We start from the raw sequence: 22,319 nt of genomic DNA, 5'->3' as shown, positions 1-22,319 counted from the left end.
TTAGTTCTCTTTATTCAATTTTGTAGGACGCTTCCAGTTATTGAAGGATATTTGTTTAGCCCGCGTAAGCGCTAGCTCATCCTCTTCAACATCTCGGCTAATCGTTGATCCAGCGCCTATAGTCGACATCTTACCGATCTTAACCGGTGCCACTAGTGCGGTGTTAGATCCGATAAAAGCATTATCAGCGATCTCTGTCGTCGATTTGTTGACGCCATCATAATTACAAGTAATCGTACCAGCACCAATATTGACGTTATCACCTAAGATTGCATCACCAATGTAAGAGAGATGGTTGATCTTAGAACCTTCGCCAACAATTGCTTTTTTAGTTTCGACAAAGTTACCCACTTTGGCATTATTCGCTAATAAAGTTCCTGGACGTAAACGCGCAAAAGGACCTATATCACAGGATTCACCAACAATAGCACCTTCAATCACTGTATTTGCTTTTATGTAAGAACCTTTACCAATAGTACAGTTTTTCAAAAAACAGTTTGGTTCAATAACAACCTGATCGCCTAGCGTCACTTCGCCTTCAAAAACGATATTGATATCCAAAATGATATCTTGGCCACAATTTACATTGCCCCTCACATCTATACGTTTAGGGTCGGCTAAAGTGGCGCCCGATAACATCAACTGTTCAGCTTGTTGTAACTGATACCAGCGTTCTAACTCAGCCAACTGGATACGGTTATTAACCCCCTGAACTTCCTCTTCGGCGTCCGGCTGAATAGTTTTAATAACTAGACCTTGCTCTGCAGCCATCGCAATAATATCCGTTAGATAATATTCGCCTTGGGCATTTTCTGATGATAATTTCGGCAACCATTCTCGAAGATAGCGACTTTTAACCGCTAAAATACCAGTATTCACTTCTTTTATTAGATGTTGTTCCGCTGTCGCATCTTTATGCTCAACAATCGCAGTAACAGAACCTTCTCCATTGCGAACAATACGTCCGTAGCCTGTAGGATCATTAAGGTTAACCGTAAGTAATGCAAAATTATCTTGTTTAGCTAACTCAACCATCTGATTCATTGTTGCCGGTTGAGTTAAGGGAACATCACCATAAAGAACAAGAACAACGCTATCTTCAGCAACAGAAGGCATTGCTTGAGCAACCGCATGGCCTGTACCTTTCTGCTCAGCTTGTAATGCAAAATTAAGGGTTTGTCCTGCCAAGGATTCTCGTAGCAGTTCTGCCCCATGGCCGATGACCACATGGGTGATCACATCTTTCATTTTTGATGCCGCATCAATCACATGCTGCACCATCGCTTTACCCCCTACTTTATGAAGCACTTTCGGCAGGTTTGATTTCATACGGCTGCCCTGACCTGCAGCTAAAATGACAACGTCAACTGACATAATGTCCAACTTTCCTTGTGGCTAGCGCCTTATTGATAATTACTACTTTATTATCGCTTAACTTTAAAGTAATAATAGTTTCACACAATCCCTTTTGTCACAAATTTTATGACAATTATGAATAATGAAATATTTGAATTACTTGGCCTAACCCCACGTGAAATAGCGATTTATAAAGCTCTTCTATCACTTGGAGCAAGTTCTATCAGATCAATTGCTGATAAATCTGGCATTAATCGTGGTAGTACATATGAAAGCCTTAAAGAGATGCAGGGAAAAGGGATCGTTACCTATTTACCTAAAGGAAGAAGACGATTATTTTCTCCAGTAGATCCTGATTATTTATTGCAGTTAGCAGAAGAGCGTCGTTCAGGTATTGAACGCGCTATAGATACGCTAAAACAAAGCATCATCCCTGAACTACAACACCTTAAACCCGATTTTAACACCGCCAATGTTCAATTTTATGAGGGGGATAATGGTATTGAACATGTGTTAAAAGATATCCTCAGCTCAGTGACCAACTCAGAGCGAGATAGCTACTCAGTCTTCTCCTCTAAGCCGATTAGAAAGCACCTCTATCGACCCTTCCCAAACTTCACAAATCAACGCATACAACGTGGTATTAGCGTACAAGTGATAGCTATAGGAGATGGTGGGGAGGATGCGGAGTTATCAGAACGTAAATGGATAAAAACTGAAGGGAAAGTTGATGCTGCCTATATAGCTATCTACCCACCTAAATGTGCAATTATCTCACTTGCTTCTGACAACTATCCAACCGCTGTAGTGATTAATTCAGCGGAAGTAGCGACTGCACAGAAAATCATCTTTGATACCTTATGGCGATTACTCTAGAAGGCCAACTCTGTGCTGATGCAACCTTAGGTATAATCGCTCTAGGGGAAAGATCTCCCACAAACGAAAAAGGCAACCCGAGGGTTGCCTTTTGACTTGTAGATTGTAAAAAGAGATCTTAACGACCCAGCTTTTTACGAATCTCCTGTAGAGTACGAAGCTGAGCTGCTGCTTCTGCAAGCTGTGTAGCGGCTTTCGAGTATTCAAACTCGGAAGTTTTATTCGCTATAGCTTGCTCAGCATCTTTCTGAGCTTCTTGCGCTGCTGCTTCATTAAGGTCTGCTGCATGCAAAGCTGTGTCTGCAAGAATAGTTACCTTATGAGGTTGAACCTCAAAGAAGCCACCGGATACATAAAAAATATCCTGTTCGCCACCCTGTTTACGTAATTCGACAGGTCCTGGTTTCAGTTCCGTCAGAAGCGGAGCGTGACCTGGGTAAACACCCAAGTCACCCAGGCTACCTGTTACGGATACGAATTCAATCAGGCCAGAGAAAATTTCATTCTCAGCACTAACGATGTCGCAATGAACAGTCATAGCCATATTTATACCTCGTAAAGGTTAGCTAAAAACATTTACATGTTTTTAGCTTTTTCGATCGCTTCGTCCATACCGCCAACCATGTAGAACGCTTGTTCTGGTAGGTCGTCGTACTGTCCTTCAAGGATACCTTTAAAGCCGCTGATTGTATCTTTAAGAGATACGTATTTACCTGGAGAACCAGTGAATACTTCAGCAACGAAGAATGGCTGAGATAGGAAACGCTGAATCTTACGAGCACGCGTTACAACCTGTTTGTCTTCTTCAGACAACTCATCCATACCCAAGATAGCGATGATATCTTTCAGCTCTTTATAACGCTGAAGAACACCCTGCACCTGACGAGCAATATCATAATGCTCTTGGCCGATAACCAATGGATCAAGCTGACGTGATGTTGAATCCAGTGGGTCAACCGCGGGGTAGATACCCAATTCTGCGATCTGACGAGACAATACTACTGTCGCATCAAGATGTGAGAAGGTTGTCGCTGGAGACGGGTCAGTCAAGTCATCCGCTGGTACGTATACCGCCTGGATAGATGTGATAGAACCAGTTTTAGTAGAAGTGATACGTTCCTGAAGAACACCCATCTCTTCCGCTAGTGTTGGCTGGTAACCTACCGCTGAAGGCATACGGCCTAGCAGTGCAGATACCTCGGTTCCCGCAAGAGTGTAACGGTAGATGTTGTCAACGAACAACAATACGTCACGACCTTCGTCACGGAAAGCTTCCGCCATAGTAAGACCAGTCAACGCTACGCGAAGACGGTTACCTGGAGGCTCATTCATCTGGCCGTATACTAGAGATACTTTATCCAATACGTTGGATTCTTTCATCTCATAGTAGAAGTCGTTACCCTCACGAGTACGCTCACCTACACCAGCAAATACAGAGAAACCTGAGTGCTCGATCGCGATATTACGGATCAGCTCCATCATGTTTACTGTTTTACCTACACCGGCACCACCAAACAAACCAACTTTACCACCTTTCGCAAACGGGCATACCAAGTCAATTACCTTGATACCTGTTTCCAAAAGATCGTTAGAAGCTGACTGCTCTTCGTATGAAGGGGCTTTACGGTGGATCGGCATACGCGTCTCTTCACCAATAGCGCCACATTCATCAATTGGGTTACCAAGAACGTCCATAATACGACCCAATGTTGCTGTACCTACAGGTACAGAAATTGGTGCATTAGTGTTCGCTACTTCCCAGCCGCGGCTTACGCCTTCGGTTTGGCCCATTGCAATCGCGCGTACAACACCATCACCCAGCTGCTGCTGAACTTCTAGTGTCAAGCCAGTTTTACCGACTGTCAACGCGTCATAAATCTTCGGTACTGAGTCACGTGGGAATTCCACGTCTACTACAGCGCCGATAATCTGAACAATAGTTCCGCTACTCATGTTCGGATCCTCTTAAAATTGAACCTGTTTACTGCATTAAACAGCCGCAGCACCACTAACGATCTCAGATATTTCCTGAGTAATCGCCGCTTGACGAGCCTTGTTATAAATCATTTCAAGCTCGTTTATCATATCGCCAGCATTATCTGTTGCATTTTTCATTGCTAGCATTCGTGCTGCCTGTTCACAGGCATTGTTCTCAACCACGGCCTGATAGACCAAGGACTCTACGTAACGTACTAGTAAGCCATTTAGAAGCTCTCTAGCATCAGGTTCGTAAAGGTAATCCCAATGATGATTGAGACGTTCATCGTCATCTTCTGCCTTAAGTGGAAGCACCTGTTCGATAGCCGGTGACTGGGTCATTGTATTAACGAATTCGTTAGATACAACAAACACTTTATCCAGTTTTCCTTCATCGTAAGCATCAAGCATGACCTTCACCGCACCAATTAGATCAGCAACTTCCGGTGCGTCACCTAGGTGTGATTTAGCAGCAACTACATTTCCGCCATAGTTCTTAAAGAACGTTGCAGATTTGCTGCCTAGTGAACAAATATCGATTTCGATATTTTGATCATGGAACTCTTTCATGCTTTTAACAGCTGCTTTGAACGCATTCACGTTCAAACCACCACACAAGCCACGGTCGGTTGCAACAACAATGAAACCAACGCGTTTAGTCTCTCTCTCCTGCATGTACAGATGTTTGTACTCAGGATTAGACCCGGCTAGGTGCTGAATTACACCACGGATACTCCGGGCGTACGGCCGAGATGACTCCATGCGATCCTGTGCTTTACGCATCTTAGAAGCAGCAACCATTTCCATAGCGCTGGTAATCTTCCTCGTGCTCTGCACACTCGCAATCTTTGTCTTAATCTCTTTTCCGACTGCCATAGTTCCGCCTATTAACCTTGACTTAGTGTTAGATCTGCATGAATAAACTCATGCAGATCACTCACTCGTAACGAGCTCTTACCAAGTTTGAGTAGACTTGAACTTTTCAATGCCAGCTTTGAACTGTGCAGCGATCTCATCAGAGTATGCGCCAGACTTATTGATATCAGCCATCAGATCAGCGTATTCGCTGTTGAAGAAAGAGATCAATGCAGCTTCAAAGTCTAGAATCTTGTTCAATTCCACACCAGATAGGTAACCTTCGTTAGCAGCGAACAGGCTCAAACCCATGTCAGCAATTGACATTGGTGAGTACTGCTTCTGCTTCATAAGCTCAGTTACAGCCTGACCATGCTCAAGCTGAGCACGAGTCGCATCATCAAGGTCAGAAGCGAACTGTGCGAACGCTGCTAGCTCACGGTACTGAGCCAATGCTAGACGAACACCGCCACCTAGCTTCTTGATGATTTTAGTCTGAGCTGCACCACCTACTCGAGATACCGATAGACCAGCGTTGATTGCTGGACGTACACCTGAGTTGAATAGATCAGATTCTAGGAAGATCTGACCATCAGTGATGGAGATTACGTTTGTTGGTACGAACGCAGAAACGTCACCGCCCTGTGTTTCGATTACAGGTAGAGATGTTAAAGAACCTGTTTGGCCTTTAACTTCACCATTAGTGAATTTCTCAACGTAGTCAGCGTTAACACGCGAAGCACGCTCTAGTAGACGAGAATGCAAGTAGAATACGTCACCTGGGTATGCTTCACGTCCTGGTGGACGACGTAACAATAGAGAGATCTGACGGTAAGCCCATGCCTGTTTAGTCAGGTCATCGTATACGATCAGAGCGTCTTCACCACGGTCACGGAAGTATTCACCCATTGTACAACCAGCATAAGGAGCCAAGAACTGCATTGCTGCAGGATCAGCGGCACCGGCAGCAACAACAATGGTGTGATCCATTGCGCCGTGCTCTTCAAGCTTACGTACAACGTTAGCGATAGTAGACTGTTTCTGGCCTACGGCTACGTAAATACATTTAACGCCTGTATTTTTCTGGTTGATGATAGCGTCGATAGCAATCGCAGATTTACCAATCTGGCGGTCACCAATGATCAGCTCACGCTGACCACGGCCAACTGGCACCATGGAATCGATTGCTTTCAGACCAGTCTGTACTGGCTGATCAACACCCTGACGTTCGATTACACCAGGTGCAACCTTTTCTACAGCGTCAGTTAATTTAGTTTCGATTGGACCTTTACCATCGATCGGGTTACCCAGAGCGTCGACTACGCGACCCTGCAGTTCCGGACCAATTGGCACTTCCAAAATACGACCAGTACAACGTGCAGTCGCACCCTCTACTAGGTTCTGGTAGTCGCCCAATACAACAGCACCTACGGAATCACGCTCAAGGTTAAGAGCCATACCATAGATACCGCCAGGAAATTCGATCATTTCCCCGTACATTACGTCAGCAAGTCCGTGGATCGTAATGATACCATCGGAAACGCTAACTACAGTGCCCTCATTACGGGCTTCTGAAGTCACATCGATGTTTTCAATGCGCTTCTTGAGAATCTCACTGATCTCAGAAGGATTCAGTTGCTGCATGCTTTATTCCCCTCAGGAATTCATCGCTTCGGCCAATTTCGCAAGTCGAGCACGAACGGAGCCGTCGATCACTAAATCGTCTGTACGAACTACTACACCACCCAAAATAGATTTATCTATTTGAGAGGTCAGTGTTACATCACGACCTAGTTTGGTTTTCAGTGCCTGTGCAAGTTTTTCCTGCTGTTCATCTAGCAGTTCAAACGCCGTTGTCACTTCAATATCTAGTGACTTTTCTTGATTCGCTTTCAGTTTATTAAACTGCGCAGAAATCTCAGGCAATAATGCCAAACGTTTGTTCCCAGCTAGAAGCTTAAGGAAATTCTTACCCGCCTCATCTGCATCTTCACAAATGCTAACCATAACGTCAGCTTTTTGTGTGTTTGTAAGAGCAGGGTTACTCAGTACACTCGCTACCTTTTCATCATTAGCTGCAGCTGCAGCTAATGAAAGTGTAGCGGACCACTGATCAAGGTTACCCTTATCCATTGCATACTCAAAAGCAGCTTTGGTATAAGGCCGAGCGACAGTGTTGACTTCAGCCATCGTTAAACCTCGCTTTAAAGCTCAGCGGCCAGTTTTTCAACAAGCTGTGCATGTGCCTTTTCATCAATAGATGCTTCTAGAATTTTCTCTGCGCCTGCTAGGGCTAGAGTAGCAACCTGGCCACGTAATGCTTCACGTGCTTGGTTAACTTCTTGTTCTAGTTCAGCTGTTGCTGCCGCTTTAACACGACCTGCTTCTTCAACAGCTTTCTCTTTAGCTTCTTCGATGATCTGGTTAGCCCGCTTGTTGGCCTGTTCAATGATGGCGGCTGCTTCTTCTTTGCCTTTACGCATATTTTCAGTTGCTTTTTCTTGAGCCAACTGTAAATCACGCTCAGCACGATCAGCAGCGTCCAGACCTTCTGCAATCTTCTTTTTGCGCTCTGCTAGTGCGGCCGTAATTGGAGGCCATACAAATTTCATGCAGAAAACAACAAAAATAAAGAAAGCGATGGCCTGACCAATGATGGTTAGATTGATATTCACGCCATTACCTCTCGCGGTTGATTAAGTTAATCGACAAGTCAGTCTTACGACTTGTAGTTACTTACGCAACAGCGAACAGTACGTACAGACCAAGACCCACACCGATCATAGGTACAGCATCTACTAGACCCATTACGATGAAGAACTGCGTACGTAGAAGAGGGATCAGCTCAGGTTGACGAGCAGCACCTTCTAGGAATTTACCACCTAGGATACCGATACCAACCGCAGCACCCACGCTGCCTAGACCCAACATCAGCGCACCAGCGATGTACAGCAATGCCATTTCCATCAGTTTTATCTCCACTTTAAGTTTTAAATTTAAAAAAATTTCTAAAAATTCGGTTTTTTACTACTTTTCTTTATCTATAACCACCTAGTGGTGATCATACGCCATAGCCATATAAACAATTGTTAGGACCATGAAGATGAACGCCTGCAGGGTAATTACCAGGATATGGAAAATTGCCCAAGGTACAGAGAGTACCCACTGCGCCCAGAACGGTAGTAAAGCGATCAGGATGAAGATCATTTCACCAGCGTACATGTTACCGAACAGTCGCAGCGCCAGTGATATAGGCTTAGCTAACAATCCGACAAGTTCTAAGAACAGGTTAAATGGAAGCATCCATTTACCTAAAGGCTGGAATGATAGTTCAGCTAAGAAACCACCCAAACCTTTCTGTTTAATGCTGTAAAAAATAATCAGGGCAAATACACTTAATGCCATACCCGCTGTTGCATTCACGTCTGTTGTAGGTACTACTTTCATATAGACGTGATGAGGGTCAGCACCAAAACTAGCGCCAATTTGACCAGCAACAAATGGAATCCAATCAACAGGGATCAAATCCATTGTATTCATGAGGAAAATCCACACAAAAATGGTCAATGATAAAGGTGCAATCAGATCATTTTTATGGTGGAAAATGCCTTTAACGTTTTCATCAACAAATTCGATGATCGTTTCGACAAAGTTTTGAGTACTACCCGGTACACCTGAAGTAGCTGTTTTTGCTACTTTACGGAACAACCAAGTGAATAGAACACCTAGGGCAATAGACCAGCCCAAAGTATCTACATTGATTGCCCAAAAACCCATTTCAGCAGCTTCCTGAGCGTTATGAGCAAAGCTCATACCGTTTACAGGGTGACTACCAAACGTAAGGTTCGTTAGGTGGTGGGAAATATACTCTGAGGATGTTTGCGTTCCACTAGCCATTCTCAGTCTCTCTCGTTCAAAGTTTTAGGAATCTGTTATTTAATTTCATCTGAGCAAACCACGCTGATACCTGCATCAAGATGAATGTGCCAAATAAGGAAAATGGATTCAGAGGTTGAATCAAAATAAACACCGCTGAAAACCCCAGAATGCTTATTCCCATTTTCCATATTTGGCTCACGTACATTTCGGCTAATGCTCTTCCCGCGCTTTGTTTATCGCGAAAACTCAGAGCACGATGGGCAAAATAAATATTAGGTATAAGGTATAAGCCTCCACCTAACAAAGCAGACCATGCGCTTACTAAACTATCTAGCAAAAATATTGCTGATAAAATCACACATAAAACTGCCTGTATTAAGAAAACTCTAAAAATTTTCTCTCGAGTTTTACGACTATGGACACCTTGCTTTCGATTAGCTTTGTCCGTTGTCATTGAGTAAAACCTTTAAACTATTTTTATCGCGTTTCTTAACACGCTCTATCTTGGCGCACATATAGCCCAAAATGCGTGCCGATTATATGGGCTTAAGGCTTAAGAGACAACAGTCAGTTTGAGCATTTGCACTAATGTCTTAGCAGATAATGCTATAAGTCAGTTTTATTAAGTGCGAAAGTAGTACTTATGCTCTTATTTCAATAAAGACAGTATAGTTTCTAAGGTTTCAGCATCATCATAATTGATAGTGATTTTGCCTTTACCTTTAGCATTTTCACTAACCGCAACATTAGTGGCAAAACGTATAGATAACTCACCGGCTAATTCACTTAGACGAGGGTTTGGCTCCGGTTTAATTTTCTCAGGGCTAGGTTCGCCACCTTGTTGAATTTTCTTAACCAAAGCTTCAGTTTGACGTACAGACATACCTTGACCAGAAATTTCCTGAGCAGCCTGTAATTGTAGATCGCCATCAAGAGCGAGTAAGGCACGTGCATGACCCATTTCAAGGTCACCATATTCAAGCATTTTCTTAACTTCATCGCCTAATTTCATTAAGCGAAGAAGGTTTGTAACTGCTGAACGGGATTTGCCAACCGCATCAGCAACTTCTTGTTGAGTTAACTCAAATTCATCTTTTAGACGTTGAAGAGAGATCGCTTCTTCAATTGGGTTTAGATTCTCACGCTGAATATTCTCTATCAGCGCCATTGCGATCGCAGCTTCATCGGGAACATCTTTCACAATAGCAGGAATTTCAACTAATCCTGCCATCTGTGTTGCACGCCAGCGACGTTCACCTGCAATAATTTCATAACGATCAGAGTCGATCGGGCGAACAACAATAGGTTGCATAACCCCTTGCGCTTTAATTGAGTTAGAAAGCTCCTCAAGCGCTTGAGGTTCAATATCGCGTCTAGGCTGATAGCGTCCACGCTGAATCACATCAACAGCTAGTAAACGATAACCATCTAATGATTCTGCACCTTGAGTTGAAACATTATCTTCAACATCACTAACACTCGATAAAAGAGCATCCAGACCTTTTCCTAGACCACGCTTTTTAGCCATTAACTATGCTTCCTGTGATTGTTCTTTTTCTTCCAACTTGGTACGGCGAATAAGTTCACCAGCCAATGCTAAATATGCAACGGCACCGCGGGAGTTTTTATCGTACAAAAGAGCCGGTAAACCATGACTTGGCGCCTCAGCTAACCTAATATTTCTTGGTATAACAGTGCGATAAACTTTATCACCAAAATATTCAACGAGGTGAGATGACACATCTTTTGTCAGACTCATCCGCGGGTCAAACATTGTACGTAAAATCCCCTCTATTTTTAGAACAGGATTTAAACGTTTATTAATTTTATCAATAGTACCAATCAGTGCTGATATACCTTCCAATGCATAATATTCACATTGCATAGGTATTATCACACCAGCTGAGGATGCCAACGCATTCACCGTAAGTAGATTGAGTGAGGGCGGATTGTCTATCAATACATAATCATAATCATCATCAACGTCGATTAGTGCCATTTTGAGGCGAAATTCACGACGTGGAATTTGAAGCAGTTCAACTTCTGCTGCGGTTAGATCGCCATTAGAGCCAATTAGATCGTATCCGCCGACAGTATCCTTAACAATTGCTTCACTTATATGAACTTTATCGGTTAAAACCTCATACACTGTATTTTCTAATGTATGTTTATCAACACCACTACCCATACTCGCGTTACCTTGAGGATCAAGGTCTACCAAGAGTACTCGTTTTTTTGTAGCAGCCAATGAAGCAGCCAGATTTACGCAGGTCGTTGTTTTACCTACGCCTCCTTTCTGGTTTGTGATCGTTAAGATCTTTGCCACGCCTAGCGTCTCCCTAAAACTAGCAAATGCCTTTCACCTTCTGTTTCTGGTACTTGTAAGCGGTGACAGGTTTTTAATTCGAAACCATCAGGTAATACTGATAGTTCGTCTTCAGGATACAGTCCTTTCATTGCAAGAAAAATACCCTCTTTCTCACAAAGCTGATGAGTCCAGTTGATCATATCTTCGATTGATGCAAAAGCTCTAGATATAACCTGATCGAAAGGCTCAAACTGACAATTTTCAACACGATCATTAACAATCGTCAAATTTTCAAGCGATAACTCAGTTTTAACTTGCTGCTGAAAGCGTGTTTTTTTGCCATTACTATCCAATGTAGTAACCGATAACTCCGGATAACATATAGCAAGAGGTATGCCGGGAAGTCCGGGGCCACTGCCTACATCTATAATTCGTTTACCTTGGATATATGGCACTATACTCAAACTATCTAACAAATGACGATTAACCATATCCAGCGGCTTTCTGACCGCGGTTAAGTTATACGCTTTATTCCATTTGATAAGTAGGTGTAAATAGTTAATCAATAGGTCTATTTGCTGCTCACTAATATCTAAACCTAAGGTTTTAATGCCCTTTTTAAGTGCAGATTCTAAATCACCTTGTGCGAACTGATTCATTAACTAGCAACCTGCTCTGATTTATCGGTTGTTTGCTTTTTGCTCAATTGATGCTTTTTCAAATAAACCAGCAGTAATGATATAGCAGCTGGAGTCATACCTTGAATTCTAGAGGCTTGCGAAATAGTTTCAGGGCGAACATCTTTTAATTTAGCTTTAAGTTCATTGGATAATCCTCCGACCTGATCATAATCAAAACCTTCAGGTAATAATGTATTCTCCTGACGACGCATCTGCTCGATCTCATCTTTCTGACGATCAATATATCCTGCGTATTTATTGTGAATTTCAACCTGTTCAGATACTTGACTATTGTTTACACCTTCACCTTTCAAATTAGCAATATCTGCATAGCTAAGTTCTGGACGCTTTAGCAGATCAGAAAGATTATATTCTCGCGATAGTGGCGATTTAAGCTTAGGTGCTAATTGATCAGCTTCAGCTGATCCTGGTTGAATCCAAGTCTCTTTTAAGCGTTGTTGCTCACGTTCAATAGATTCACGTTTTTCACAAAATGCCTGCCAACGTTCATCGCCAACTAAACCAAGCTCTCTACCTTTTTCAGTTAAACGAAGATCTGCATTATCTTCTCTTAAAATAAGACGGTACTCAGCACGGCTGGTAAACATTCGATAAGGTTCAGAAGTACCTAAAGTGATCAGATCATCTACCAATACACCAATATAAGCTTCATCCCTACGGGGATACCATTGATCTTTATCTAGAGCTCTTAGCGCTGCGTTTGCTCCAGCTAATAGCCCTTGTGCTCCGGCTTCTTCATAACCTGTTGTGCCATTGATTTGGCCTGCGAAGTACAAACCATCCATATATTTAGTTTCAAGGGTATGCTTTAAATCCTGAGGATTGAAAAAATCATATTCAATGGCATAACCAGGACGAACAATATGGGCGTTTTCAAAGCCACGAATCGATTGAACCGCTGCTAACTGAATATCAAATGGCAAGCTTGTTGAAATGCCATTCGGATAAAGCTCATGGGTTGTTAAACCTTCAGGTTCAACAAAAACTTGATGCTGATCTTTATCAGCAAAACGCATTATTTTATCTTCAATTGATGGACAGTAACGCGGTCCCACACCTTCGATCACACCGGTGTACATAGGTGATCGATCTAAACCACTACGTAAAATGTCATGGGTTCGTTCATTGGTATAAGTGATATAGCAACTAATTTGCTCTGGATGATCACTTAATTTACCCATGTAAGACATAACCGGTGTAGGCGTATCACCTGGCTGCTCTTGCATAACAGAAAAATCTACACTTCGCGCATCAATTCTTGGAGGTGTGCCAGTTTTTAAACGATCAACTCTAAAGGGTAACTCACGTAAACGTTGAGCTAAAGCGATGGAAGGAGGATCCCCTGCCCGTCCACCTGAATGATTTTCTAAACCTATATGAATTACACCGCCAAGGAAGGTTCCTGCGGTAAGCACTACAGATTTTGCTTTAAAACGTATACCTGTTTGGGTAACAACCCCTCTTACCGATTCACCTTCAATAATTAGATCATCAGCTGATTGCTGAAAAATATCTAAATTAGGTTGGTTTTCAAGTATTTGTCTTACCGCTGCTTTGTAAAGAATACGATCAGCTTGGGCTCTTGTTGCTCGAACCGCTGGTCCTTTACGTGAATTCAATGTTCTAAATTGAATTCCGCCTTTGTCTGTAGCACAAGCCATAGCTCCATCTAACGCATCAATCTCCTTAACCAAATGACTTTTACCAATACCCCCGATCGCTGGGTTACAGGACATTTGACCTAAGGTTTCAATGTTATGGGTTAACAGTAATGTTTTTGCACCAGTACGTGCTGATGCTAATGCAGCTTCAGTTCCTGCATGGCCACCACCAATAACAATGACATCAAAGTGGGTTGGAAAATCCACTGTTGTATTACCTCTAAAAAGAATGCTGTTAGATCTGATTAAGACTTCTTAAGCACTTGTGTTGTATACGGGTTTTGAAATGGACGCTGATTATACCTGCACTTCACCCTATTAGGAATGAACGTTTTTTATACAACTCATTGAGAAGTCTTTTTTATATAAAGAATTATATTATTTAAAGATTATATATATGTTTTCTTATTTTAATGATTACTATTAAGCAGGCACTTTTCTGGTGGTAACTTAATATTATCCTTATATTTCAAAGTATTACAGCAATGATAAAGGGTATCTAAAGGTGGATACATTGTCTGCAAAGGCTTAGTGTAAGTTGTGGATATATAGGCTGCTTATCCACAGGGGTAATTATCCACATCTTTATCCCTATGTTACTTAACTATCCTCATACAGTTTGTGCACAGCTTCTGTAGATAAGATTTTTAGGTAATTTATTATTTTATTTTTATTTAGAGATAATTATTCTTAATTTATTCTTATCTATTTGATAAATAAAGATTAAATTATTGTTTTCATAGTTAAAAGTTTATTTTAAGGTGTTTTTTATACAATTCGTTCTGTGGATAAGATGGGAGTAACATTTTATATACTTGTGCAAGAGAGGGGGATTTATATGTATAACTTTATATAGGAAAAACTTAGCAATTTTCCTGTTTTATGGCTTTTGTATCGTAGGTAGATAGAGTTATAAGTATTTTATATTAATATTATTCAGTGAATATCAATTTAACATTAAACTTATTCATTTAATTGTTGTTATAAAGCTACTTTTTATGATTTATGGATCAATCACAAATAGTGGATTTAACTCTCAAAATTAAAGTGATATAGAGTTTAATTAATAGGCTCCAGCAGTAAAAAATTATCTCGAACTGAACAAGCCACAAAAGATATTCAAGGTAAAATATCTAGTTTACAGAGTGAAATTGGCCACCTTTCAAGTGCTATGAATAGTGGTAAATAAACTGCTGAAGAGAGCGTGAATCGTTTACAGGTTACTGCCAATCCGTTGCGTTCTATATTCAGGTAATGATATGAATCTGCAGATACGGTAGCGGAGCAGCAGATACAATCTTCTGGCAGTTAAAGGATCGTTTGATGAGTATTCACTCTGAAGCAAGCAATACTCAATCTATGAGTACTGAGTTAGGAGTTAGAAACTTAGGTCGGTAAGATGTATACAGATATGGAACAATTGGAATCAGTTATTGCTAGCTTTTAAATACAGAAAAAAGTTACTTAGTTTTTATTAAATAACTTTATTTTATACCTAAAAAAGACCGCGTTATTAGCGGCCTTTTGTATTGGATTAGGTGATTTATTAAGCTATTTTTTGCACCTACCTATAAGAGGTGTATTGTAAGTGATTAATCACTTCCCTATGCAGAAAGAGCTAAAAATTCGACCTAGTAGGTCATCTGATGAAAAGGCCCCGGTAATTTCGTTTAAAGTGTGTTGAGCTTGACGGAGATCTTCAGCAAGCAGCTCCCCTGCTCCATTGACTTCTAACTGTGTTTGTCCAATACGTAGTAATGCGTGGGCCCGTTCTAGTGCATCAAGATGGCGTCGTCTTGCCATAAAACCGCCTTCCGTCGTTGCACTAAAGCCCATGCACTGTTTTAAGTGCTCACGCAGTAGATCTACACCGATTTGAGATTTAGCGGATAAGGTGATGGTTGTATGATTTTGTGCTTCGATAATACCGATTGTTTCACCGCTAAGATCAGCTTTATTTCTGATGACGGTAATTTTGCTTGAATCGGGTAATTGGTGAACAAATTCAGGCCATATTTTTTCTGGATTATCTGTTTCTGTTGATTGGCTATCAACCATCAATAAAACAAGATCGGCCTTTTTTATCTCCTGCCATGCGCGGTCGATACCTATACGCTCAACTTCATCAGGTGCATCCCGTAGACCAGCTGTATCAATAATATGCAGTGGCATACCATCAATATGAATATGCTCCCTCAGTACATCTCGAGTTGTTCCTGCGATATCTGTGACTATAGCGGTTTCTCGTCCGGCTAAGGCATTAAGTAAACTTGATTTACCCGCATTCGGTCTACCCGCGATCACTACGTTCATACCTTCACGTAGTAAACTGCCTTGTTTAGCTTCGGTTTGAACATTCGCAATTTTTTCAAGAATCTTATTAAGATCGTTAAGGACTTTGCCATCGGCGAGGAAATCGATCTCCTCTTCGGGGAAATCAATAGCGGCTTCTACATAGATGCGTAACAGGATTAAAGCTTCTACCAATTCATGTATACGGTTTGAAAATTCACCTTGTAGGGAGCGGATAGCGCAGCGAGCGGCTTGTTCAGATGAGCTATCTATCAGGTCAGCTATAGCCTCTGCCTGAGCAAGATCTAACTTATCATTCAGGAAAGCCCGTTCTGAAAATTCACCCGGTTTAGCTAAACGAGCGCCTAATTCTATCGCTCGTCTTAAGATTAAATCGACTATCACTGGGCCGCCGTGACCTTGTAGCTCTAATATATCTTCACCGGTAAAAGAATTAGGTCCGGGAAAATAGAGAGCAATCCCCTGGTCTATCTCTAACCCGTTGTCATCAAAAAAAGGGCCATAATAGGCATAACGGGGCTTAAGTTCTGTTTTAAGAACCTGTGTCGCAATCTCTTTGGCCAAAGGGCCTGAAATTCGGACGATACCAACACCACCACGACCGGGAGGGGTAGCTTGAGCGGTAATCGTATCTTTGGCGGTAAGTGTCATAGTGTCTCTCTACAGATTCTTTCTAATCAATCCTAAGTGTGCGCAGTCTATCACTTTAAGATAGAACGATCAGGCACAAAAAAGCCGCTAATTGTTAGCGGCTTTTTGTTAGCGGGTTATCTAAGTAATATCTACTTATCGGTTCCCGCTTCAATCTGCTTATTGATCACATATTGCTGAGCTATAGACAGCACGTTGTTCACCACCCAGTAAAGGGTTAGACCTGCTGGGAACCAAAGGAAGAAGAAAGTGAACATGATGGGTAGCATCTTCATGATCTTCGCCTGCATTGGATCTGGAGGTGTTGGGTTCAACATCTGCTGAATAAACATACTTGCACCCATAATAATCGGTAGGATGAAGTATGGATCTTTAACCGATAGATCCGCTAGGTATAGGAACTCAGCTTGTCTAAGGTCGACAGACTCCATTAGTACCCAGTAAAGAGCAATAAAGATCGGCATCTGAGCAACAATAGGTAAACAACCACCCAAAGGATTGATTTTTTCCTTTTGGTAAAGCTTCATCATCTCTGAAGACATCTTCTGGCGGTCATCACCATAAAGCTCTTTAAGACGAGTCATCTCAGGGCCAAACTTACGCATTTTAGCCATAGACTTGAAAGCTTTTGCGTTTAGTTGGAACAAAGCAGCTTTCACAAGAATAGTGATACCTATGATCGCAAGACCCCAGTTACCAACTATGCCGTGGATCCATTTAAGCAACATATATAGAGGAGAAGCGATCCACCAAAGCACACCGTAATCTACAGTTAGCTTAAGGTTTTCATCAGCCATTTCCATAATGTCCTGATCTTTAGGACCTGCGTAGAAGTTAGCACTTACTGTTTTGCTATCGCCTGCAGCTACAGTGAAATCAGGAGATAGGAAACCTGCAATATAATTACCGTTCAACTTACGAGTTTGGTAGTTATATTCGGCACCCTTCTCTGGAATCCAAGCACTTAAGAAATAGTGCTGGGACATAGCTACCCAGCCATCTAAGCTTTTCTCTTTAAACTGCTTTTCATCGATGTCATCAAAGTCGTATTTAGTGTAGTTACTCTCTTGTGTAGAGAAAACCGGACCTAAATAAGATTGCATGCCCATATCAGTTGTTGATGTAGGATCTGCACTTTTATCACGTTTAATCTGACCAAACAGGTTAGCAGACCAGCTTTCTTCAGACTGGTTGTTAACGATGAATTCAAGGCCGATTTCGTAGGAACCTTTATTAAAGGTATAACGCTTAGTGATCTGAACCGCGTTTTCAGTAACGTAAGTTAAATCAATAGAGAGAGAATCTTGATCGTCTAAGATAAATTCACTCTGAGAGATAGAATAAGTTGGGCGGCCATTTGCACTTGCATCTGGACCATTTTTACCAACTAGACCACTCTGAGAAACGTAAGTACGTTCTGCTGTTTGCTCAAGTAATACGAATGGAAGCTCAGAACCTAGTACTGCTTTATATTCAGGTAAAGATACCTGAATAATGTCGCCGCCTTTAGTATCTATAGTTACATTCAATACGTCAGTTTTCACCTCAACTAGAGATGCTTTCTGAGCTTGAGCTGCTGTTGCTGGTAGATCACCAGCTTGAGCTGTTGCCTCTACTGCCGCCGGCAGATCAGACACTGCGGGTTGTGTTTCATAAGCAGAAACAGAGGTTGTTACTTGCTCAGCTTGAGGTTGCTGACCGTAATCTTGGTTCCATTGTAGCACCAGCATGTAGCTGATCAGGCAAAGTGCTCCAATAAGAATAATGCGCTGTACATCCATGGGTTAGGGACCAAATCAGGTTTTCTTTAACTTTCTCGATTTATTATTTAATCGGGACCAGCATTTCTTCATCAGCTTGTGGACGTCTTGATTTTCCATCTCTCCTAGACCCTTTCGAGCAAGGATAATGATGTCCACAGCAGGTAAATCATGTTGATTCAGACGAAATGATTCGCGAATGATACGCCGAACACGGTTACGTTTCACCGCTTGACGAACATTTTTTTTAGAAATAACGAAACCAATTCGAGCTTGGTCAAGATCATTGGGGCGAGAAAGTATGAGGAGAGGCTGGTCTGGTACCTTCAACTGTACGTCGTCAAACACACGTTGAAAGTCCCGGCCGGTCAACAAACGTAACCGGCGTGGGTAACTGAATTCGGTCATTCAAATAAACCAGACCTTTTTGTCAGCCATTAAGCTGACAGGCGTTTACGGCCTTTAGCACGGCGGCGGTTAATAACCGCACGTCCAGCTTTAGTAGCCATACGTGAACGAAATCCGTGAGTGCGTTTACGTTTTAGTACGCTTGGTTGAAATGTTCTTTTCATCGGTCAATCCTGCCAACGCATTTGATGAATGAAATACGCAGCCAAATTGACTACGCGAAAAAATAGAGGCGGAATTCTAGTGAATTTGTCGGGAGGGTTCAATCTATTTTTACTAATAATCACTGTTTTTTAACAAACAGACCCATTTATCGCTATTTTAAGGCCTAATCTGAGCTAGAGATAGAAGCAAAATCTTTAACTAGAGGTTTTTGAAATTCTTAATACTCGCTAATTTTAGCTATCTGTCTTTAGTTTTGCTGTTGGTTTTTAAATTTATATGTAAGCGATAAATACTATATTCGACCCTTTTAAAGGCGGTAAATTTAGTGTTTTGATTGTTTTTGTTACTAACTCTGTTAATTGTGTGGATAACTCCTGTGAGCGCTTGAAAACTATACCCATTGTTTGCTGTATAACTTTGGGGATTAAAAGTGGGTTAGTTGTGATTTAAAGAATAAAATTCTTTTAATAAACAATCGCCAACAGCCCTATTTATAGGGCTTTTGAGAAATGGAAAAATTATAAAAAGATTTACAAAAAAGGCCCCTGCTTTGTGGATAAGTGAAGCAGAAGTGGTTAGAATCCTTCTATACTTTGGTGTATCTCTATTATATGCAGTTCATCTGCTTGCCAGAGTAAAATACTAATAACCATAATTACAGGATAGAGAAGGGCCTCTCCCTTATGTCGACGGAACTATGGGCGCGTTGTTTACATAGCCTTCAGGATGAGTTTCCGACTCAGCAATACAATACATGGATTCGACCTTTAAAAGTCGCGCCTGAAAGTGCTGATCGGTTAGTTCTGGTAGCCCCCAACCGTTTTGTACGTGATTGGGTGAATGACAAGTTCCTTTCGCGCATCCGCCAAGTGGTTTGTGATGTTAGCGGTGATATATCCACAGAAGTTGCGCTAGACGTTGCTAATAATCGCGGCGTTGCTGCTCCTCGGCCACGGACTGCTGCTATAGCTGCACGTCGCCCTGCTCCGCCTGCACGCGTTGCTGAAACAATTTTTAATCCAGAACAACATAATAGTTTTGAACCTGCTGCCACCTCTCCTCCTGCTGAATCTCCTAGAGAAAACATCTTTCAGCCTGGTCTGGAGCCTGAGCCATCTCAGATTCAAATGCCGATGGATATGCCTACTCCACCACAACAGCAGCCTATGGTTGAGCGTACAGTTAATGTTGAAGGTGGTCTTAAACATCCGCAATCTAAGTTAAACCAGTCTTTTACCTTTGAAAGTTTTGTACAAGGTAAATCTAACCAGCTAGCTTTAGCCGCTGCACGACAGGTCGGTGATAATCCTGGTGTTTCTTATAACCCACTCTTTATATACGGTGGTGTTGGTTTAGGTAAAACCCACTTGATGCATGCGGTGGGCAACGAGATGTTGAAGCGCAACCCAAATGCGAAGATCGTTTATCTTCACTCTGAGCGTTTTGTTGCAGACATGGTTAAAGCCTTACAACTCAATGCGATCAATGATTTTAAGCGTTACTATCGATCTGTTGATGCACTATTGATCGATGATATTCAGTTCTTTGCCGGTAAAGAGCGTTCACAGGAAGAGTTTTTCCACACATTCAATGCCCTGTTAGAGGGTGGTCAGCAGATGATTCTGACCAGTGACCGTTATCCAAAAGAGATTAACGGTGTTGAAGAGCGTCTTAAATCCCGATTTGGTTGGGGATTAACCGTTGCCATTGAACCACCGGAATTAGAAACCCGTGTTGCCATATTGATGAAGAAAGCCGACGAAGCCCGTGTCCGCTTACCGGATGATGCTGCTTTCTTCCTTGCGCAAAAAATCAGATCCAATGTCCGTGAATTAGAGGGTGCTTTAAAGCGTGTAATTGCCAATGCTCATTTCACCGGTAGTGCAATAACAACACCTTTTATTAAAGAATCTCTAAAAGACCTACTGGCATTGCAGGATAAACAGGTTAGTATTGATAATATTCAACGAGTTGTAGCTGATTATTATAAAATTAAGGTTTCTGATCTGTTGTCGAAAAGACGCAGCCGTTCTGTTGCTAGACCACGCCAAGTGGCGATGAGTTTATCGAAAGAACTGACTAACCATAGTTTGCCAGAAATTGGTGATGCGTTTGGTGGTCGTGATCACACTACTGTGCTCCATGCTTGTCGTAAGATAAAGGAGTTGCGCGAGAGTGATGCGGATATCAGAGAAGATTATAAGAATTTACTGCGCCATCTAACGGCGTAAATATACCGGTCTTAATCCGGCCATATATAAAGGTAGGTGGGTAAACGATGAAATTTGTCATCTCACGTGAAGCGCTGATTAAGCCTCTGCAACTAGTTGCAGGTGTGGTTGAGCGCCGACAGACATTGCCAGTGCTATCCAATATTTTATTGGTGGCTGAAGGAGATCAGCTGTCCATGACCGGTACAGACCTTGAGGTCGAACTGGTTGGACGTGTGACACTGGACGAGCCTGCTGAAGCAGGTTCAGTGACAGTGCCAGCACGTAAGCTGATGGATATCTGTAAATCGCTGCCTGATTCCGCAAGGATCGAGCTGACGCTTACCGGTCAGAAAATGGTGATTAAAGCGGGTCGTAGTCGCTTTAGTTTATCAACTCTGCCTGCTGCAGAATTTCCAAATGTTGAAGACAGTCCAGAAACTCTAGAGCTATCTATGGTGCAGCAGCAGTTGCGTAACCTGATCGATAAGACGGGTTTCTCAATGGCTCAACAGGATGTGCGCTACTACCTTAACGGTATGTTGTTAGAGATCGCCGATGGTCAGCTTCGCGCCGTATCTACAGATGGACACCGTTTAGCAACCAGTGTGACCAATGTTGAAGCGCAAGAAGGTCTTCAGCATCAGATCATTGTGCCACGTAAAGGTATTCTTGAGCTTGCTCGCCTACTGCAAAGTGGTGAGGAGGAGTTACGTTTAGTCATTGGTGCCAGTCATATTCGTGCCCATGTAGGTGACTTTACCTTCACATCTAAACTTGTTGATGGCAAGTTCCCAGATTATGAACGCGTTATCCCGAAAAATGGCGACAAGATCCTGTTAAGTGATCGTATGGAGCTACGCCAAGTTCTAAGCCGTATCGCGATTCTTTCCAATGAGAAGTATCGTGGTGTGCGTCTTGCCCTTTCTCCCGGTTATCTACAGGTTATGGCGAATAACCCTGAGCAGGAAGAAGCGGAAGAAACATTGGCGGTTGATTATGATGGCGATAGTTTAGAGGTTGGCTTTAACGTTAACTATCTACTGGATTGCTTATCTATTCTTAACTCTGACGTTGTGCGTTTAACTTTATCGGATTCCAACTCCAGTGCGCTGGTTGAAGGGTTTGATGAGGAAGGAAACCTATACGTTGTTATGCCAATGCGTATGTAATTAACAGTATATCTTGTGATAAGTACT

The 22,319-nt window shown here is 42.1% G+C and carries 21 protein-coding genes; 3 read left to right on the top strand and 18 right to left on the bottom strand.

Annotated elements, in window-relative coordinates:
- Entirely contained in the window at positions 1-1,374 is a 1,374-nt protein-coding gene (gene glmU, locus Q4492_RS09850) for a bifunctional UDP-N-acetylglucosamine diphosphorylase/glucosamine-1-phosphate N-acetyltransferase GlmU (RefSeq protein WP_303417438.1), read from the bottom strand.
- A gap of 117 nt (positions 1,375-1,491) precedes the next feature.
- Here glmU and Q4492_RS09845 point away from each other — a divergent pair, with 117 nt between their 5' ends.
- Positions 1,492-2,232 (top strand): TrmB family transcriptional regulator, encoded by a 741-nt coding sequence (locus Q4492_RS09845; RefSeq protein ID WP_303417436.1) that lies wholly within the window; start codon positions 1,492-1,494, stop codon positions 2,230-2,232.
- A gap of 118 nt (positions 2,233-2,350) precedes the next feature.
- On the opposite strand, the gene Q4492_RS09840 is transcribed toward Q4492_RS09845, so the two are convergent.
- From Q4492_RS09840 to rpmH, 17 genes are all read right to left on the bottom strand, one after another.
- Positions 2,351-2,776 carry a F0F1 ATP synthase subunit epsilon gene (locus tag Q4492_RS09840; RefSeq protein WP_067867948.1) on the bottom strand — a complete coding sequence of 142 codons (426 nt, stop codon included), beginning with the start codon at positions 2,774-2,776 and terminating at the stop codon, positions 2,351-2,353.
- A 32-nt stretch (positions 2,777-2,808) separates the two neighbouring features.
- Entirely contained in the window at positions 2,809-4,185 is a 1,377-nt protein-coding gene (atpD, locus tag Q4492_RS09835) for a F0F1 ATP synthase subunit beta (protein ID WP_303417433.1), read from the bottom strand.
- Between the two features lie 36 nt (positions 4,186-4,221).
- Complete coding sequence (atpG, locus tag Q4492_RS09830) at positions 4,222-5,085, bottom strand: F0F1 ATP synthase subunit gamma (protein ID WP_067867942.1); 864 nt, start codon at positions 5,083-5,085, stop codon at positions 4,222-4,224.
- 78 nt (positions 5,086-5,163) lie between these two features.
- Positions 5,164-6,708 (bottom strand): F0F1 ATP synthase subunit alpha, encoded by a 1,545-nt coding sequence (atpA, locus tag Q4492_RS09825; RefSeq protein ID WP_303417429.1) that lies wholly within the window; start codon positions 6,706-6,708, stop codon positions 5,164-5,166.
- Between the two features lie 12 nt (positions 6,709-6,720).
- A complete protein-coding gene (locus Q4492_RS09820) occupies positions 6,721-7,254 on the bottom strand; it encodes a F0F1 ATP synthase subunit delta (RefSeq protein ID WP_303417427.1) in 534 nt (177 codons plus the stop codon).
- A gap of 14 nt (positions 7,255-7,268) precedes the next feature.
- Entirely contained in the window at positions 7,269-7,739 is a 471-nt protein-coding gene (locus tag Q4492_RS09815; RefSeq protein ID WP_303417426.1) for a F0F1 ATP synthase subunit B, read from the bottom strand.
- 61 nt (positions 7,740-7,800) lie between these two features.
- A complete protein-coding gene (gene atpE / locus Q4492_RS09810; protein WP_197462808.1) occupies positions 7,801-8,040 on the bottom strand; it encodes a F0F1 ATP synthase subunit C in 240 nt (79 codons plus the stop codon).
- 75 nt (positions 8,041-8,115) lie between these two features.
- The gene (atpB, locus tag Q4492_RS09805) at positions 8,116-8,961 is read right to left on the bottom strand and encodes a F0F1 ATP synthase subunit A (protein WP_303417424.1); all 846 of its coding nucleotides are present in this window, start codon (positions 8,959-8,961) and stop codon (positions 8,116-8,118) included.
- A gap of 16 nt (positions 8,962-8,977) precedes the next feature.
- Positions 8,978-9,397: an ATP synthase subunit I gene (locus Q4492_RS09800; protein ID WP_303417423.1), complete on the bottom strand. Its 420-nt coding sequence runs from the start codon at positions 9,395-9,397 to the stop codon at positions 8,978-8,980.
- Positions 9,398-9,592: 195 nt separating this feature from the next.
- Positions 9,593-10,471, bottom strand: coding sequence for a ParB/RepB/Spo0J family partition protein (locus Q4492_RS09795; RefSeq protein ID WP_303417422.1), 879 nt, complete (start codon positions 10,469-10,471; stop codon positions 9,593-9,595).
- A gap of 3 nt (positions 10,472-10,474) precedes the next feature.
- Positions 10,475-11,269 (bottom strand): ParA family protein, encoded by a 795-nt coding sequence (locus Q4492_RS09790; RefSeq protein ID WP_303417421.1) that lies wholly within the window; start codon positions 11,267-11,269, stop codon positions 10,475-10,477.
- A gap of 2 nt (positions 11,270-11,271) precedes the next feature.
- Complete coding sequence (rsmG, locus tag Q4492_RS09785; protein WP_303417420.1) at positions 11,272-11,910, bottom strand: 16S rRNA (guanine(527)-N(7))-methyltransferase RsmG; 639 nt, start codon at positions 11,908-11,910, stop codon at positions 11,272-11,274.
- Positions 11,910-13,820 carry a tRNA uridine-5-carboxymethylaminomethyl(34) synthesis enzyme MnmG gene (gene mnmG, locus Q4492_RS09780; RefSeq protein ID WP_303417418.1) on the bottom strand — a complete coding sequence of 637 codons (1,911 nt, stop codon included), beginning with the start codon at positions 13,818-13,820 and terminating at the stop codon, positions 11,910-11,912. The genes rsmG and mnmG overlap by 1 nt, the downstream gene beginning before the upstream one ends.
- Positions 13,821-15,209: 1,389 nt before the next feature.
- Positions 15,210-16,577 (bottom strand): tRNA uridine-5-carboxymethylaminomethyl(34) synthesis GTPase MnmE, encoded by a 1,368-nt coding sequence (gene mnmE, locus Q4492_RS09775; RefSeq protein WP_303417415.1) that lies wholly within the window; start codon positions 16,575-16,577, stop codon positions 15,210-15,212.
- Positions 16,578-16,708: 131 nt separating this feature from the next.
- Complete coding sequence (gene yidC / locus Q4492_RS09770) at positions 16,709-18,358, bottom strand: membrane protein insertase YidC (protein ID WP_303417413.1); 1,650 nt, start codon at positions 18,356-18,358, stop codon at positions 16,709-16,711.
- A gap of 15 nt (positions 18,359-18,373) precedes the next feature.
- The gene (rnpA, locus tag Q4492_RS09765; RefSeq protein ID WP_303417411.1) at positions 18,374-18,745 is read right to left on the bottom strand and encodes a ribonuclease P protein component; all 372 of its coding nucleotides are present in this window, start codon (positions 18,743-18,745) and stop codon (positions 18,374-18,376) included.
- Positions 18,746-18,774: 29 nt separating this feature from the next.
- Positions 18,775-18,909: a 50S ribosomal protein L34 gene (gene rpmH, locus Q4492_RS09760; protein ID WP_067867899.1), complete on the bottom strand. Its 135-nt coding sequence runs from the start codon at positions 18,907-18,909 to the stop codon at positions 18,775-18,777.
- Between the two features lie 684 nt (positions 18,910-19,593).
- Here rpmH and dnaA point away from each other — a divergent pair.
- Positions 19,594-21,141, top strand: coding sequence for a chromosomal replication initiator protein DnaA (gene dnaA / locus Q4492_RS09755; RefSeq protein ID WP_303417408.1), 1,548 nt, complete (start codon positions 19,594-19,596; stop codon positions 21,139-21,141).
- Positions 21,142-21,188: 47 nt separating this feature from the next.
- Positions 21,189-22,292 carry a DNA polymerase III subunit beta gene (gene dnaN / locus Q4492_RS09750; protein ID WP_303417406.1) on the top strand — a complete coding sequence of 368 codons (1,104 nt, stop codon included), beginning with the start codon at positions 21,189-21,191 and terminating at the stop codon, positions 22,290-22,292.
- Positions 22,293-22,319: the final 27 nt, after the last annotated feature.

Origin of the sequence: Neptuniibacter sp. 1_MG-2023, assembly GCF_030547185.1 — a bacterium.
Lineage (GTDB): Bacteria > Pseudomonadota > Gammaproteobacteria > Pseudomonadales > Balneatricaceae > Neptuniibacter.
Note: the sequence above shows the minus strand (reverse complement) of the source record. Positions and strands in the feature narration are given on the sequence as shown.

What these genes read in the sequence shown, in the direction of transcription:
- glmU (WP_303417438.1), bottom strand. Translation starts at nt 1,374, where the DNA reads ATGTCAGTTGACGTTGTCATTTTAGCTGCAGGTCAGGGCAGCCGTATG.
- Q4492_RS09845 (WP_303417436.1), top strand. Translation starts at nt 1,492, where the DNA reads ATGAATAATGAAATATTTGAATTACTTGGCCTAACCCCACGTGAAATA.
- Q4492_RS09840 (WP_067867948.1), bottom strand. Translation starts at nt 2,776, where the DNA reads ATGGCTATGACTGTTCATTGCGACATCGTTAGTGCTGAGAATGAAATT.
- atpD (WP_303417433.1), bottom strand. Translation starts at nt 4,185, where the DNA reads ATGAGTAGCGGAACTATTGTTCAGATTATCGGCGCTGTAGTAGACGTG.
- atpG (WP_067867942.1), bottom strand. Translation starts at nt 5,085, where the DNA reads ATGGCAGTCGGAAAAGAGATTAAGACAAAGATTGCGAGTGTGCAGAGC.
- atpA (WP_303417429.1), bottom strand. Translation starts at nt 6,708, where the DNA reads ATGCAGCAACTGAATCCTTCTGAGATCAGTGAGATTCTCAAGAAGCGC.
- Q4492_RS09820 (WP_303417427.1), bottom strand. Translation starts at nt 7,254, where the DNA reads ATGGCTGAAGTCAACACTGTCGCTCGGCCTTATACCAAAGCTGCTTTT.
- atpB (WP_303417424.1), bottom strand. Translation starts at nt 8,961, where the DNA reads ATGGCTAGTGGAACGCAAACATCCTCAGAGTATATTTCCCACCACCTA.
- Q4492_RS09800 (WP_303417423.1), bottom strand. Translation starts at nt 9,397, where the DNA reads ATGACAACGGACAAAGCTAATCGAAAGCAAGGTGTCCATAGTCGTAAA.
- Q4492_RS09795 (WP_303417422.1), bottom strand. Translation starts at nt 10,471, where the DNA reads ATGGCTAAAAAGCGTGGTCTAGGAAAAGGTCTGGATGCTCTTTTATCG.
- rsmG (WP_303417420.1), bottom strand. Translation starts at nt 11,910, where the DNA reads ATGAATCAGTTCGCACAAGGTGATTTAGAATCTGCACTTAAAAAGGGC.
- mnmE (WP_303417415.1), bottom strand. Translation starts at nt 16,577, where the DNA reads ATGACACTTACCGCCAAAGATACGATTACCGCTCAAGCTACCCCTCCC.
- yidC (WP_303417413.1), bottom strand. Translation starts at nt 18,358, where the DNA reads ATGGATGTACAGCGCATTATTCTTATTGGAGCACTTTGCCTGATCAGC.
- rnpA (WP_303417411.1), bottom strand. Translation starts at nt 18,745, where the DNA reads ATGACCGAATTCAGTTACCCACGCCGGTTACGTTTGTTGACCGGCCGG.
- rpmH (WP_067867899.1), bottom strand. Translation starts at nt 18,909, where the DNA reads ATGAAAAGAACATTTCAACCAAGCGTACTAAAACGTAAACGCACTCAC.
- dnaA (WP_303417408.1), top strand. Translation starts at nt 19,594, where the DNA reads ATGTCGACGGAACTATGGGCGCGTTGTTTACATAGCCTTCAGGATGAG.
- dnaN (WP_303417406.1), top strand. Translation starts at nt 21,189, where the DNA reads ATGAAATTTGTCATCTCACGTGAAGCGCTGATTAAGCCTCTGCAACTA.